The sequence below is a fragment of the Serratia sp. DD3 genome (genome assembly GCF_000496755.2).
Map to the genome: position 1 here is coordinate 25,576 of NZ_AYKS02000012.1, position 13,701 is coordinate 39,276.

Here is a 13,701-nt window from a genome sequence, read left to right on the forward strand (position 1 = left end):
ACAACGGCATTAGTACATTTGCGATACTCACTTGGGCTAACGCCGACGCGTTTTTTTAATACCTAAGAGAATGACAGCGCTTCATATACACGCTGTGATGATAGGGCCCAGCAACCTCTCGGTATCGGCAAAATAGGGCTGTCGAAACCTGGTGACGATTGATACTGGGCACTCTTGTCACTGTCTACTTTTGTTCCTGACTACTCTTGTTACTGATCATTCTTGTTACTGACTACTCTTGTTACTGACCATTTTTATTACTGACTACTATGAATAAAGGAAAGAGGCACCCTGATCTGCCGAAGAGACATTTTCCCGGCATATCTTGAACAATCCCCGTCCCCAACTCTGCTGCAGGCGCTCAGTATCACATTGTGCCCCTGTTCGCCCAGTGGTAGCCGTTAGATTCTCCAACTGTCCGGTATTCGCATCAACGCGGATCAGATCCCCCTCTTCAATCAAACCAATCGCGCCCCCGCGCAAGGCTTCAGGTGAGACATGGATCGCCGCCGGGATTTTGCCCGATGCGCCAGACAGGCGGCCATCCGTCACTAACGCAACATGGTATCCCGCTTTCTGGATATTGCCCAAAATAGGCATCAGCTTATGCAACTCAGGCATACCATTTGCCGCTGGGCCGTTAAAACGGACAACAACTACACAATCCTGATTCAATTCACCGCGCTGGTAAGCGGCTTCCACCTCATGCTGACAATGGAAAACTTTTGCCGGTGCCTCAACCTCACGGTGTGCTACAGCAACCGCAGACACTTTCATCACCGCTTGCCCTAAATTGCCGGTTAACACCTTAATACCGCCAGAAGGTTGAAACACGCTATCGGGTAATGAAATAACCGTGGGATCTTTGCTTTCATCACAGGCCTGCCACACCAACTGATTGTCCACCCATTGTGGTGACTTCAGTTGGTCAATAAACTCGCCAAACACCGGCTTAACGTCACTGTGTAGCAACTGGGCTTGATGCAATCGGGTCATCAGCATTGGCACTCCACCAGCTTGCTCAAAAGCATTGATATCTGCAGAGCCATTCGGATAGACATTCACCAACAAAGGCACCACATCGGAAAGATCACTAAGATCCTGCCAAGTGAGTAAAATCCCAGCGGCACGGGCCACCGCAAGCATATGAATAGTGTGGTTAGAACTGCCCCCAGATGCCAAAAGGGCAATCAAACCATTGACCAGGCTCTTTTCTGTTACCACCTCATACAGCGGGCGATAATGTCGTGAACCTATCGTCATGGAGGCCAGCCGTACTGCAGCATATTCCGTCAAGGCATGGCGCAACGCGGATGTGGGTGGCACAAATGCCGAACCCGGTAGCATCAATCCCATCGCCTCAAACACCAACTGATTAGTGTTTGCCGTGCCGTAGAAGGTACATGTTCCAGGGGAGTGATAGGAGGCACACTCCATTTGCAATAATGCCGTCTCATCAACGACACCCGCTGCATATTTTTGGCGCACATCCACTTTTTGGTCATTAGTAATCCCGGACCCCATTGGGCCAGCAGGAATAAAGGCGGTTGGCAGGTGCGCGAATTCTAGCGCCCCCATCAATTGGCCCGGCGCAATTTTGTCACAAATACCCAACAGAAGTGTGCCATCAAACATATTATGGCTGAGTGAAAATGCCGTAGACTGGGCAATAAGATCACGTGAAAACAGAGACATATCCATTCCCGGCTGCCCTTGTGTCACCCCATCACACATTGCAGGAACGCCCCCCGCTATTTGTGCGGTATGACCGAGTGGCGCCAGCGCTTGCTTAATTTGGTCTGGATACTCTTTATAGACCTGATGTGCACTCAGCATATCATTGTAGGCACTGACAATGGCTAAGTTCGCCCGGGTCAAATCGAGAATATTGGCCTTGTCCTGCGAACAGGATGCCGCTACCGCATGGGCCAAATTGCCACAAGATAGCGATGCTTTCCCCTTGCCCTTCGACTGCTGCTGCTTTGCCACTGCCAAAAATTGCTGGCGCAAGGCACGACTACGCTCCACAATCCTTTCAGTCACGGCACTTACCATAGGATTGAGCTGTTTGTTCATCGCTTTTTTCCTACCTATTTGCGGTGTCGAGCTGATTCAATGCAATTAATGCACGCTCAACCACGTTATCAATATCAGTGTCGATATCGACCACTGCGACTTGCAGCTCATTATCAGGTCGCTCTAAGGTATTGAATTGGCTTTCTACCATATTCTGTTTCATAAAGTGCCCTTTACGCGCCATCATACGAGCCATGATCAAATCAAAACTACCATCAAGAAAGACAAAACTGACATTTTGGTTACCGTTGCGGATCTGGTCACGGTAACTCTTTTTCAGTGCCGAGCAGACAATAACACCTTGTTCATTTTTACTTTCTAAACTGAAAGCGGCATCACGAATGCGCTCTAGCCAAGGTTTGCGATCTTCATCATTCAAAGGCTGTCCACTGGCCATTTTTATAATGTTCGCTTTAGGATGAAGGTCATCCCCATCAATAAACTTTGCCCCTAACCGTTGTGCAAGCATGGCTCCAACCGTGCTTTTTCCGCTGGCGCAAACGCCCATCACAATAATACTACTACCGGCCATATGAACTCCTCGCATTGTATTCTGGGTATCTCCCTCATCCTTCAAGTTGCCTGGCTATCGGTGGCCGTGACTTACGGCATCAACACTTAAGGATCATCCTGATGTGCTTGGATCATCCTTAACTACGACAGTGCAGTTAGCTCACTAGGCTGTTCGGCACATGCGTTCAGCTCGTTTTCAGGAACTGGAGTCGCTGCCTAGCGGTATCCCGACCTGCATCTTGATAGAAATTTGGTATAGATCTCATTTTTGAATAACAGTTGAAAATATGACTTTATATTACTCACTTTACCAGTAACATGTTACCCGTAACTTTTAGATTTGTGAACTGAAACACGAAGCAAGCTAACCATAAAATAATGAGGTACAGCCATGGAGCAAATAACCAACCCCACGCACTTGCTGATCATTGCAGGTTGCGCTATCGCTGCTCTACTTTTTTTAATAATGAAACTGAAAGTTCATGCTTTCGTCTCTCTTACTTTGGTCAGTTTAGGTACCGCGCTGGCAACAGGCGTTAGCCCTGACAAAGTCGTTCCAACCATGATGACTGGCTTTGGTGGCACCCTGGCTTCTGTGGCTTTGTTGGTCGGCTTAGGTGCCATGATCGGCAAAATCTTGGAAATAACCGGAGGGGCAAAAGTCCTGGCAGACACCCTGATTGGTCGTTTCGGTGAAAAGAAAGCCCCTTTCGCACTGGGGGTGGCCTCCTTACTGTTCGGCTTCCCGATCTTCTTTGATGCGGGTCTGATCGTCATGATCCCGATTATTTTCAGCGTGGCTAATCGTTTTGGTGGCTCATTGCTGAAATATGCCCTACCTGCTGCCGGTGCATTTGCTGTTATGCACGCCTTCGTTCCACCACATCCTGGTCCTGTCGCCGCTGCCGATCTGTTAGGTGCCGACATGGGCTTACTGCTGGTTATTGGTCTGTTGGTTGCTATCCCAACCTGGTATCTAGGCGGGTATTTATTCGGTCTGTATGCGGGCAAAAAATTCAATATTCCGTTATCAAAACTGCTGTTTAATGATGAACAAATCATTGATAACGACAAGCTGCCCGCTTTCGGCACTGTCTTGTTTATTCTGTTGTTACCTGTTTTATTGATCTTTTTGGATACTGGCCTGAATACGTTGAGTGTCACTGGCGTCATTGATGGCAAAAGTACCGTTGTTCAATTCCTCCGTATGTTCGGTAAAACCCCTGTAGCACTGTTAATCACGCTGCTGGTTTGCTTGGTGGTCTTTGCCAAAGATTTTGGTATGAGCAAACTGGAAAAACTGTGCGGTGACTCATTAGCGCCAATCTGTGCTGTGATTCTGGTTACCGGTGCAGGCGGGATGTTCGGCGGTGTGTTGCGTTCGAGTGGTATCGGTGATGCATTAGCCGGTGTGCTGCAAGACACCGGTATGCCGCTGATTGTCGCTGCATTTGTCATCTCTACCTGTTTGCGCGTTGCACAAGGGTCGGCGACGGTAGCATTGACGACTACCGCTGGGCTTATCTCACCTATCGTGGCGCAGACTACCGGTTTATCCAGCCTGGATTTATGCTTTATCGTTATCTCTATCGCAGGGGGCGCAACCGTACTTTCTCACTTCAACGATTCTGGTTTCTGGCTGGTTTCTCGTCTTATGGGTATTGACGAAAAAACCACTTTAAAAACCTGGACGGTGATGGAAACGCTGTTGGGCAGCATTGCATTTATTATTGTTGCCACGCTCAGTATCTTTTTGTAAGACAGTAAATGAAAACACGGGGCAGAGAATTGTTATCTGTCCCCGTCAATCCCCACCTTGCTCCTCATACCTCATACCATCACAGCGGCGTAGCACATTTGCGATATTCACTTGGGCTCACGCCGACGCGTTTTTTAAATACCCGCGAGAAGTAGAGTTGGTCGTCATAACCAACTTGTTGCCCAATGGCCGCGACGGACATCGGGGTGGTTTGCAACAAGAGTTTAGCCCGGATAATCCGCTGATCTTCACGCCAACGTACAATACCCACCCCGACCTGCTCACGGAACAGGTGGGCCAGCCGTGAGGGCGAGAGAAATACCTGCTGCGCCAGTACCTCTACCGATATCTCGGCAGCAAGGGATTCACTCAGGATCTGGCAAGCCTGAAGGACCCGGTGGTCAATCGTCGGATACTCCGCCAGAGAGGAAGCTTCATAACAGCGGATCAATAGCCGCTCCAGCAGGTTCATCGCTAATTGTTCTGACATTGGCCGTAGTTGCTGGTTAGTCTCTTCAATAGCACGGAACAGGCCATCAAACTCATCAAACAACTGGCTATCCGCTAAGTTTAACCGCCCAACGTTATCCACTACCCGTGGCCATTTAAGCCAATCCGCCCAATACGCTCTTGGCCGGAAGTAGACCCAGCGGTGAAACCAGACAGGGGCATCCGCTGCCCGGCCATAATGGTGTACCGCCGCCGGGGGAAACAGCAGCAAATCACCTGGCTCCACGGTAAAGGCCTTATCCCCCTGAAAAACCTGCCCTTTACCCTTGATGGTTAAATTGACAATAAACCCCTTCATACCGCGGGGCCGGTCAATAATAAAATCAAGAGTACTGTCTTGTGCAATGGGCGTCATACCGGAAACCAGGAACACGTCAAACGCATATCCTGGCAATAGGGGGTTAAGCTGTTTTGGCTTCTCTTTTTGCATTGATGACATGGCAGTAAAAAGCGTTTCGGTAAAACAATCACTATGGCCCATTATAGAGACTCATTTTGGGAAATACGCGGTCAGGCAAACCGCATAATGTAAAAGTACTCCACTGGCCCACAATGGAAGTATCAGGCCAGCCACACACTGGCCTGATAGACCCAGCATCAATAAATCTGCAGGCGTATTCTACCTGGCTGTTGATTGAACTGGGGCATATAGGGTGCAAACACAGCGCATTACACCCGTGCTTTACGCAACTGCTTGTAACGATCGAACAGTACTGCGGCCAGCAGGATCAAGCCTCGCACCACATATTGAGCGAACGGGGAAATATTGAGCAAGTTCATCGCATTTTCCATCAGCCCCAGAATCAGCACCCCGGCGATGATGTACGAAATCTTGCCTATCCCCCCTTTCATTGAGACGCCCCCCAACACACAGGCGGAAATCACCACCAGCTCGAAACCAATAGAGGTCATCGGCTGCCCAGAAGTCATACGAGAGGCGAGTATAATACCAGCAATTGAGGCGATCAGCCCGGTCATGGCGAAGATGATAATCTTGGTACGCACCACGTTAACCCCGGCCAGGCGCGCGGCTTCTTCATTCCCCCCCATCGCCAGCGTATTGCGACCAAAGGTGGTTTTGTTCAGCAGCAAACCAAACAGCACAAAGCAGATAATAGTCAGCCAGACCGGTGTCGGGACGCCAAATAACGCGGAATTACCCAACTGGAAGAAATCCTCTTCCACAATGCCGACCGCTTTACCATCCGAGATAATATAGCCCACACCCCGTGCCATCTGCATGGTCGCCAGCGTGGTGATCAAGGCATTGATCTTGAATTTAGCCACCACAATGCCGTTAATCAGGCCAAAAAACAGCCCAACCGACATGCCAGCCAGAATACCGAAGGTAATACTCTCGGTGGCATTAATGGCTACTGCACAGGCAACCCCAGAGCAGGCAACCACCGACCCCACCGACATATCGAACTCACCGGAGGCCAGGCAAAACAGCATCCCGCAGGCCACCATACCCGACATGGACACCGCCAAGCCCAACCCGCGCATATTGATCAGGCTAGCAAAATTGGGCACCAGTATGCATGCCAGTAGAAACAGGATGGCAAAAATCACCAGCATCCCATATTGATCCCAGATGCGAGCCAGTTGTAGTCTGGAACCAGTAGCGACTGAATCCATCGCGCTCTGGCCAGTAGAGGACGTTGTTGTCATGATATTTCTCCTAGTTGTTCTGAGCTTGGTCACAGCGAATTAACGGGCTGGCATCGCCAGGTTCAACACTTTGACTTCATTGGCATCGCTGTGGGAAAGCTCACCCGCAATTTCCCCCTCGCGCATAATCATGACTCGATCAGCAATCCCCAACACTTCCGGCAACTCGCTGGATACCACCACGACGGCAATGCCCACCTTAGCCAGATCGTAAATCACGTTATAGATTTCGTTTTTTGCGCCCACATCAATGCCCCGGGTCGGCTCATCAAGCAAAATGACTTTCATATCTTCAGAGAGCCAACGCCCCAGAATCGCTTTCTGCTGGTTACCGCCAGAGAGGTTCATAATGGCTTGCTGAGGGGACGGGGTTTTAACCCGCATATCGCGGATGCGCAATTGGGCGTTGCTATCTTCCCACTGTTGGTTGATCCAAAAGCCCCCCCAGGCTTTGTGGCGGCGGGCACTGATATTGATATTTTCCTGCACTGAATGGATGGGGATAATCCCCAAGGCCTTACGGTCCTCGGTACACAGCATGATCCCACTGCGGATAGCATCTATGGGGCTGCGAATCGACACTGGTTGGCCAAATACCGCAATCTCACCCGACACCATCGGGTCAGCACCAAAAATCAGCTTCATCAGCTCACTACGCCCTGCCCCCACCAGGCCAAAAATACCGAGGATCTCCCCACGCTTCACCTCAAACGATACCGGCTGTTGCAAGCCGGGCCCCATCAGGTTGCGTACCTGCAGCCCCACCTCCCCATGGGGGCGCGGCAGGTAGCCGTAGATATCGGTCAGCTCACGCCCGACCATGGTTTTCACCAACAGGTCACGGCTAACGTCCGCTATGGCGTCAAAGGTGCGCACAAACTGACCATCTTTAAATACCGTAATGGCGTCGCAGAGCTCAAAAATCTCATCCATACGGTGGGAGACATACAGAATCACCTTACCCTCATCACGCAACTGGCGAATAACGCGAAACAGTTGCTCAATTTCCCGTGATGACAGGCTGCTGGTGGGTTCATCAAAGGCGATAATTTGCGCATCCCGCGTTAACGCCTTGGCAATCTCTACCATTTGCCACTGGCCGAGGGAGAGATATTTAAGCGGTGTTTCCGGCGCAATATCCATCCCCAGGCGCGCCAATTGTTTGGCGGCATTCTGGTACAGCTCATCTCGCGCAATCATGCCATGGCGGGTGGGCAGTTGGCCCAGGTAGATGTTCTCGGCAATACTCATTTCGGGTACCAGGTGTAACTCCTGGTAGATGATGGCAATGCCACTCTCCAGCGCCTCCACGGTATTGCGGAACACCCTCTCCTCCCCAGCTAGCTTGACAACCCCCTTGGTGGGAGCCTGAAATCCACTGAGGATTTTGAGCAGGGTTGACTTACCGGCACCATTTTCCCCCATCAACGCATGTATCGTCCCCTGTTGGCAGGAAAACGAGACATTCTGCAGCGCTTTAACACCGGGGAACTCTTTGCTGATACCGCAAAACTCCAGATAAGGAACTGACTGATTCATGTGCTCACTCCAGATTGCCGGCATAACATGGCCTGTTATGCCGGTATATATCCGTGGTCATCTATACTCTTCATACTTCAAGCCGCTTGGGTGTTAGCTGCACTTTGTCACCCCAGTCACATAGTCAGCTATGCTCCTGGGGTGTCCATCGCTGGCCGCCTACAAGCAACTCGAATTATTTTGGGTATAAGTTGCCGTACCCGATTGCAAGCGGGTATCGTAACCCGGTCTATCACAACCCTTTCTTCTTCAGTTCCTCCTTAAAGTTATCCCGAGTGATCAGCACCACATCGGTCACTTCGGTGAATTTGGTGGGTTCTTCCCCCTTGCTGACCCAGTCATGCAACATCTGGATGCTCTTATAACCATGTACATCCGGGCTCGGCAACAGCGACCCGAGGAAGCCAGTCTGGGTGGATTTGGATAGTTCATTCACCGCATCAACGCCATTGATACCAATGCCGATCACGTTCTCCGCTTTGAAGCTCTGTCCTTCGGTAGCGCGAACCCCACCCAGCACGGTGTTGTCGTTCATGCCGACAATCAGCCAATTCTTCACTTCTGGGTGCTGCACCAGCATCGAGTTGGCGGCATCCAGCGCGCCGGGGATATCATTTGTTTTGGTAGGAACGCGATAAATCTGGGCAGCAGGGAAACCGGCAGTCTCCAGTGCGCTTACGGAACCTGCCACGCGACGGCGAGCGGTATCTAACTCATCAGCAGTGATGGCTAACACCCCGGTGGTTTTCACATCCCATTTGCGTTTGAGCATCTCCTTATACAGCTCTTGCCCCTGGCGCTCGCCGATCTTGGTAGCTGCCATCATCACCAGCGGCACCTGTTCCATGGGCTTGCCTTTGGCATTGACAAACTGGTCATCCACCGCGATCACTTTCAAATCCAGGCTTTTGGCTTTCGCCATAATGGCTGAGCCTAATTTCGGGTCTGGGGTACAGATTACAAAGCCTTTGGCGCCACTGGCGGCCAAGCTATCAATGGCGTTAAGCGTCTTTTCACCATCGGGTACCGCAATCTTAATCACCTCGAAACCGAGGTCTTTACCGGCTTTATCGGCAAAGTTCCATTCCGTCTGGAACCAAGGCTCCTCTGGCTGTTTAACCAGATAACCCAGTTTCAACGTCTCTGCTGAAAAAGCAGAATTTACCATACCGAGAACAAACCCTACCGCAATCATGCTCTTAACTATTTTATTCATGCCAGCGTCTCCAATTGTTCTATTAATTCCTATGTCAACCAAGCACTTCCCACTCTCTTATTCAACCAATGACTAGAAAATGCCATTTTTAAACATGACGTTACTGTTATCACCAGATGGAGGATAAAGTTGTAGCTGTTTTAAATATAAAAAATGGAGAGCATGATCACGCCATGAAATTGTAGCTATTTCGTCTATATTTTTAGCAAAAAAGTGATGTTTAAAAATTTTAGAACTTCATCACTCTCCATAATCAATAGCGTTTAAATCCATATTTTTAGCAAGCCATTGCTAACCGATAATTGGCCTCATCTCCTATGGTTCCTTCCTAGTAATCCTTTCATTGATGGTCAGGAGCCTTTATGTCTGAACACAGCAGACCGGACAATATTGTCATCGGACTCGACTTCGGTAGCGATTCGGTCAGAGCACTTGCCGTGCGTTGCCACGATGGTGCCGAACTGGAAACCCAGGTTGTCTATTACCCACGCTGGCAAGCGGGAAAGTATTGCCAGCCGCAGCACAACCAATTCCGTCATCACCCACTCGATTATCTGGAATCGATGGAGCAGGCAGTGGTGCAGGTGGTGAATAAGCTCACCCCAGCACAACGGGCGGCAATCTGCGGTATCGGCGTGGACAGCACGGGCTCAACGCCAGCGCCGATTGATAAACAAGGGCGTGTCTTGGCCCTGCGCCCGGAATTTGCCGACAACCCCAATGCTATGTTTGTGTTGTGGAAAGACCACACTGCCATTGAAGAAGCCGAAGCGTTCACCGCACTTTGCCATAACGGCCGCTTTACCGATTACAGCCGCTACATTGGGGGAATTTATTCCTCGGAGTGGTTTTGGGCCAAGATCCTGCATGTTTCCCGTGTGGATGCCGCCGTGCGGGCTGCGGCCTGCAACTGGATTGAGTTATGCGACTGGGTGCCCGCCATTTTGAGCGGCACCCAGGCCCCGGCAGATATCAAGCGCGGGCGCTGTGCTGCCGGTCATAAGTCTTTGTGGAACCCCGACTGGGGTGGTTTACCCGCCGCCGACTTCCTTAATGCGCTGGATCCGCTACTCACCGAGCAACTGGATAGCCCGCTATTTACCGACAGTTGGACGGCGGATATTCCTGTTGGCACCCTGACAGCGGAGTGGGCGGAACGCTTACAGCTGAGTGATAAAGTGGTGGTGGCGGGTGGTGCCTTTGACTGCCATATGGGGGCCGTTGGGGCAGGTGCCGGCAAACATGCGCTGGTGAAAGTGATAGGGACTTCTACCTGCGACATCCTGATGGCCGACCACGCCACCATTGGCGAACGCGCTATCGCTGGCATCTGCGGCCAAGTAGATGGCAGTGCTGTGCCAGGGATGGTGGGGCTGGAAGCAGGCCAATCAGCCTTTGGTGATATCTACGCCTGGTATCAACGCCAGTTGGGCTGGCCGTTAGACCAACTCGCCGAGCAATATCCCGAATTGCGCAGTGCCATAGAAGCGCACAAGCAGCAAATCTTGCCCGACCTTGCCGCCGCCTGGGAGCAACAATTGTCGCTGCCCCATTTGCCGGTGGTGCTTGACTGGTTTAATGGTCGCCGAACCCCTTATGCCAACCAACGTCTGCAAGGCACCATTACCGGGCTCAACCTCAGTACCGATGCCCCCACGCTGTTTGGTGCGCTGGTCGCCTCCACCGCATTTGGCGCACGTAGCATTATGGAGTGCATGACCAGCCAGCAAGTCGCGGTAGAACAGGTGATCGCGCTGGGGGGGATCGCGCGTAAATCCCCCACCATCATGCAAACCTGTGCTGATGTGATGAACCGCCCGATTCAGGTTGTGGCCTCAGACCAATGTTGTGCGCTGGGTGCCGCCATCTTCGCCGCCGTTGCCGCAGGGGTTTATGCCGATGTGGCTAGCGCCCAGCAGCATATGGCCAGTGCTGTGGAACGCATTCACCAGCCGCAACCACAACGCGTCGCTGACTATGAGCGACTCTATCAACGTTACCTTGCCTGGGGTGCGGCGGCAGAACCGCTCTACAACCAAGGAGTGGCACGATGAACCTTCGCACACTTAAAGAGCAGGTACTCACCGCCAATCTGGATCTGCCCCGCCATCATCTAGTGACTTTTACCTGGGGCAATGTGAGCGGGATTGATCGTGAGCGCAATCTGGTGGTGATCAAACCCAGTGGTGTCAGTTACGACAAAATGCAACTGAATGACCTGGTGGTGCTTGATCTGGCCGGTCAGCAAATCGAAGGGGAATTACGCCCCTCTTCCGACACCGCGACTCATCTGGTGCTTTATCGGCACTATCCTGATCTCGGGGGGGTGGTACATACCCACTCCACACACGCCACCGCCTGGGCCCAAGCAGGCTGCGCCATCCCGATTTTTGGTACCACTCAGGCTGACTATTTCAACGGTGAAATCCCCTGCTCACGTCTACTGACCCCCGGCGAGGTGGATGAAGATTACGAAGGGTTGACCGGTCATCTTATTGTCGAAACCCTGCAACAAACGCCAGTTCTCACCATGCCGGGCGTGCTGGTGGCCAACCACGGCCCGTTCAGTTGGGGTAAAGACGCCGATGATGCCGTACACAACGCGGTGGTACTGGAAGAAATCGCACGCATGGCCTGGCTCACCCGCCAGATCAATCCGCAAGCGACCCCATTGCCCAACTATCTGCTGCACAAGCACTACCAACGCAAACATGGCAAACACGCCTACTACGGCCAGACAAAAGCTTAACCCAAGGAGATAACGATGGAATTGATGAAACAGCTCGAAGTATGGCTGCTGGTGGGTAGCCAGCATCTTTATGGTGCCACCACGCTGAAACAGGTTGCCGACCATGCTCACACCATCACCAACCTGCTGAATGAACGCGCGGGGCTACCCATTAAAATCGTGCTCAAACCCACCGGCACCACACTTGATGAAATCAGCCGCGTCGCCCGTGATGCCAACCACGGCGAACAGTGCGTGGGGCTGATGGTATGGATGCACACCTTCTCACCGGCCAAGATGTGGATCCCGGCGCTCAGCCAGTTGCAGAAACCCTTGCTACAGTTTCACACCCAGTTCAACCGCGATCTGCCCTGGAGCGAGATCGACATGGACTTTATGAACCTCAACCAGACTGCCCACGGTGGCCGCGAGTTTGGCTTTATGGGGGCTCGCTTGCGGTTGCCACGCACCATTGTTGTGGGTTACTGGCAAGATGAAGAGGTGCATCGCAAAATTGCTAACTGGATGCGCATCGCCGCCGCCATTTATGATAGCCGCCAGATGAAGATCGCCCGTTTTGGTGACAATATGCGTAACGTCGCCGTCACCGAGGGCGATAAAATTGAAGCGCAGATCAAGTTTGGCTATCAAGTAAACTACCACCCAGTGGGTGACTTGGTCAGTGTGATCAACGCGGTGCCCGAAGCCGATATCGAGGCGCTGCTGGCAGAATATGAGCAGAGTTATACCCTGACCCAAGCGGTACAGCCAGGGGCCGCGCTGCGTAGTCATTTATATCAAGCAGCACGGCAAGAACTGGGAATAAAACAGTTCCTCACTGCGGGTGGCTTCTCGGCTTTTACCACCACCTTTGAAGACCTCTATGGCATGCACCAACTGCCGGGCCTTGCTTGCCAACGCCTGATGCAACAAGGCTTCGGTTTTGCCGCAGAGGGCGATTGGAAAACCGCAGCGCTGCTGCGCACCATCAAGGTAATGGGTCATGGCCTGCCGGGTGGCAGCTCATTTATGGAGGATTACACCTACCATCTTGAAGCTGGTAATAAGCTGGTGCTGGGCTCGCACATGCTGGAAGTGTGCCCTTCCATTGCTGCCGCCAAACCGGTGCTCGACGCTCAGCATCTGGGGATTGGCAACAAAGCCGCACCAGCACGTCTGCTGTTTGCCGCCCCGGCGGGCAAAGCGGTCAATGCCAGCCTGATTGATATGGGTAATCGCTTCCGTCTGGTGGTGAATCAGTTAGAGGTGGTGGATTTGCCTGAAGCAATGCCAAAACTCCCGGTGGCCAGTGCCTTGTGGCGTGCCATGCCGGATCTGGAAACCAGTGCTGAAGCCTGGATCCTGGCGGGTGCCGCCCACCATTCAGTATTTACCCAGTCGGTGGATATCGCCCAATTGCGCAACTTTGCCGAGATAATGGGCATTGAATGTGTGGTCATTGATGAAGAAACCCGCATTCCTGACTTCAAACAAGCGCTACAGTGGAATGAGGTTTATTACAAGATTTGTCATTAGTCGCTATTGGATTCCCGCCCTATTCAAGTTGCAGTTCTCGCAGTAGCTTGAATAGGGCGAGGTAGATCGCCACCGACTGCTCACAATCTGAATCCCCAGCGTAAAGGAAATCCCTTCTGAACCTGCTCCCTGTGAAACTTTGTCAATCAAAAG

Annotated in this window: 10 protein-coding genes; 4 read left to right on the plus strand and 6 right to left on the minus strand. The window is 51.9% G+C overall.

The genetic code is table 11. The annotated features are described in order from the left end of the window. Positions 1–267: 267 nt before the first annotated feature. Positions 268–2,076, minus strand: coding sequence for a phosphogluconate dehydratase (gene edd / locus IO95_RS01040; RefSeq protein ID WP_023492639.1), 1,809 nt, complete (start codon positions 2,074–2,076; stop codon positions 268–270). A gap of 10 nt (positions 2,077–2,086) precedes the next feature. Then, a complete protein-coding gene (locus tag IO95_RS01045; RefSeq protein WP_023492638.1) occupies positions 2,087–2,608 on the minus strand; it encodes a gluconokinase in 522 nt (173 codons plus the stop codon). A 372-nt stretch (positions 2,609–2,980) separates the two neighbouring features. Between IO95_RS01045 and IO95_RS01050 the strand changes: the two genes are divergently transcribed. Next, positions 2,981–4,348 carry a GntP family permease gene (locus IO95_RS01050; RefSeq protein ID WP_023492637.1) on the plus strand — a complete coding sequence of 456 codons (1,368 nt, stop codon included), beginning with the start codon at positions 2,981–2,983 and terminating at the stop codon, positions 4,346–4,348. A 79-nt stretch (positions 4,349–4,427) separates the two neighbouring features. On the opposite strand, the gene araC is transcribed toward IO95_RS01050, so the two are convergent. The 4 genes from araC to IO95_RS01070 form a co-directional block, all read right to left on the minus strand. Further along, the gene (gene araC / locus IO95_RS01055; protein WP_200874144.1) at positions 4,428–5,288 is read right to left on the minus strand and encodes an arabinose operon transcriptional regulator AraC; all 861 of its coding nucleotides are present in this window, start codon (positions 5,286–5,288) and stop codon (positions 4,428–4,430) included. A 239-nt stretch (positions 5,289–5,527) separates the two neighbouring features. Next, complete coding sequence (gene araH, locus IO95_RS01060) at positions 5,528–6,529, minus strand: L-arabinose ABC transporter permease AraH (protein WP_023492635.1); 1,002 nt, start codon at positions 6,527–6,529, stop codon at positions 5,528–5,530. A gap of 39 nt (positions 6,530–6,568) precedes the next feature. Next, on the minus strand, positions 6,569–8,068 hold the full coding sequence (gene araG, locus IO95_RS01065) for an L-arabinose ABC transporter ATP-binding protein AraG (protein ID WP_023492634.1): 1,500 nt from the start codon (positions 8,066–8,068) through the stop codon (positions 6,569–6,571). A gap of 232 nt (positions 8,069–8,300) precedes the next feature. Then, positions 8,301–9,284 (minus strand): arabinose ABC transporter substrate-binding protein, encoded by a 984-nt coding sequence (locus IO95_RS01070; RefSeq protein ID WP_023492633.1) that lies wholly within the window; start codon positions 9,282–9,284, stop codon positions 8,301–8,303. A 362-nt stretch (positions 9,285–9,646) separates the two neighbouring features. Here IO95_RS01070 and IO95_RS01075 point away from each other — a divergent pair, with 362 nt between their 5' ends. Genes IO95_RS01075 through araA form a run of 3 tightly spaced genes read left to right on the plus strand, consistent with a single transcriptional unit; the run spans position 9,647 to position 13,548 of the window. Then, positions 9,647–11,338 (plus strand): ribulokinase, encoded by a 1,692-nt coding sequence (locus IO95_RS01075; RefSeq protein WP_023492632.1) that lies wholly within the window; start codon positions 9,647–9,649, stop codon positions 11,336–11,338. After that, entirely contained in the window at positions 11,335–12,033 is a 699-nt protein-coding gene (locus tag IO95_RS01080; protein WP_023492631.1) for an L-ribulose-5-phosphate 4-epimerase, read from the plus strand. Before IO95_RS01075 ends, IO95_RS01080 begins: the two co-directional genes overlap by 4 nt. A gap of 15 nt (positions 12,034–12,048) precedes the next feature. Next, positions 12,049–13,548, plus strand: coding sequence for an L-arabinose isomerase (araA, locus tag IO95_RS01085; protein WP_037383397.1), 1,500 nt, complete (start codon positions 12,049–12,051; stop codon positions 13,546–13,548). Positions 13,549–13,701 lie beyond the last annotated feature (153 nt).

What these genes read in the sequence shown, in the direction of transcription:
- edd (WP_023492639.1), bottom strand. Translation starts at nt 2,076, where the DNA reads ATGAACAAACAGCTCAATCCTATGGTAAGTGCCGTGACTGAAAGGATT.
- IO95_RS01045 (WP_023492638.1), bottom strand. Translation starts at nt 2,608, where the DNA reads ATGGCCGGTAGTAGTATTATTGTGATGGGCGTTTGCGCCAGCGGAAAA.
- IO95_RS01050 (WP_023492637.1), top strand. Translation starts at nt 2,981, where the DNA reads ATGGAGCAAATAACCAACCCCACGCACTTGCTGATCATTGCAGGTTGC.
- araC (WP_200874144.1), bottom strand. Translation starts at nt 5,288, where the DNA reads ATGCAAAAAGAGAAGCCAAAACAGCTTAACCCCCTATTGCCAGGATAT.
- araH (WP_023492635.1), bottom strand. Translation starts at nt 6,529, where the DNA reads ATGACAACAACGTCCTCTACTGGCCAGAGCGCGATGGATTCAGTCGCT.
- araG (WP_023492634.1), bottom strand. Translation starts at nt 8,068, where the DNA reads ATGAATCAGTCAGTTCCTTATCTGGAGTTTTGCGGTATCAGCAAAGAG.
- IO95_RS01070 (WP_023492633.1), bottom strand. Translation starts at nt 9,284, where the DNA reads ATGAATAAAATAGTTAAGAGCATGATTGCGGTAGGGTTTGTTCTCGGT.
- IO95_RS01075 (WP_023492632.1), top strand. Translation starts at nt 9,647, where the DNA reads ATGTCTGAACACAGCAGACCGGACAATATTGTCATCGGACTCGACTTC.
- IO95_RS01080 (WP_023492631.1), top strand. Translation starts at nt 11,335, where the DNA reads ATGAACCTTCGCACACTTAAAGAGCAGGTACTCACCGCCAATCTGGAT.
- araA (WP_037383397.1), top strand. Translation starts at nt 12,049, where the DNA reads ATGGAATTGATGAAACAGCTCGAAGTATGGCTGCTGGTGGGTAGCCAG.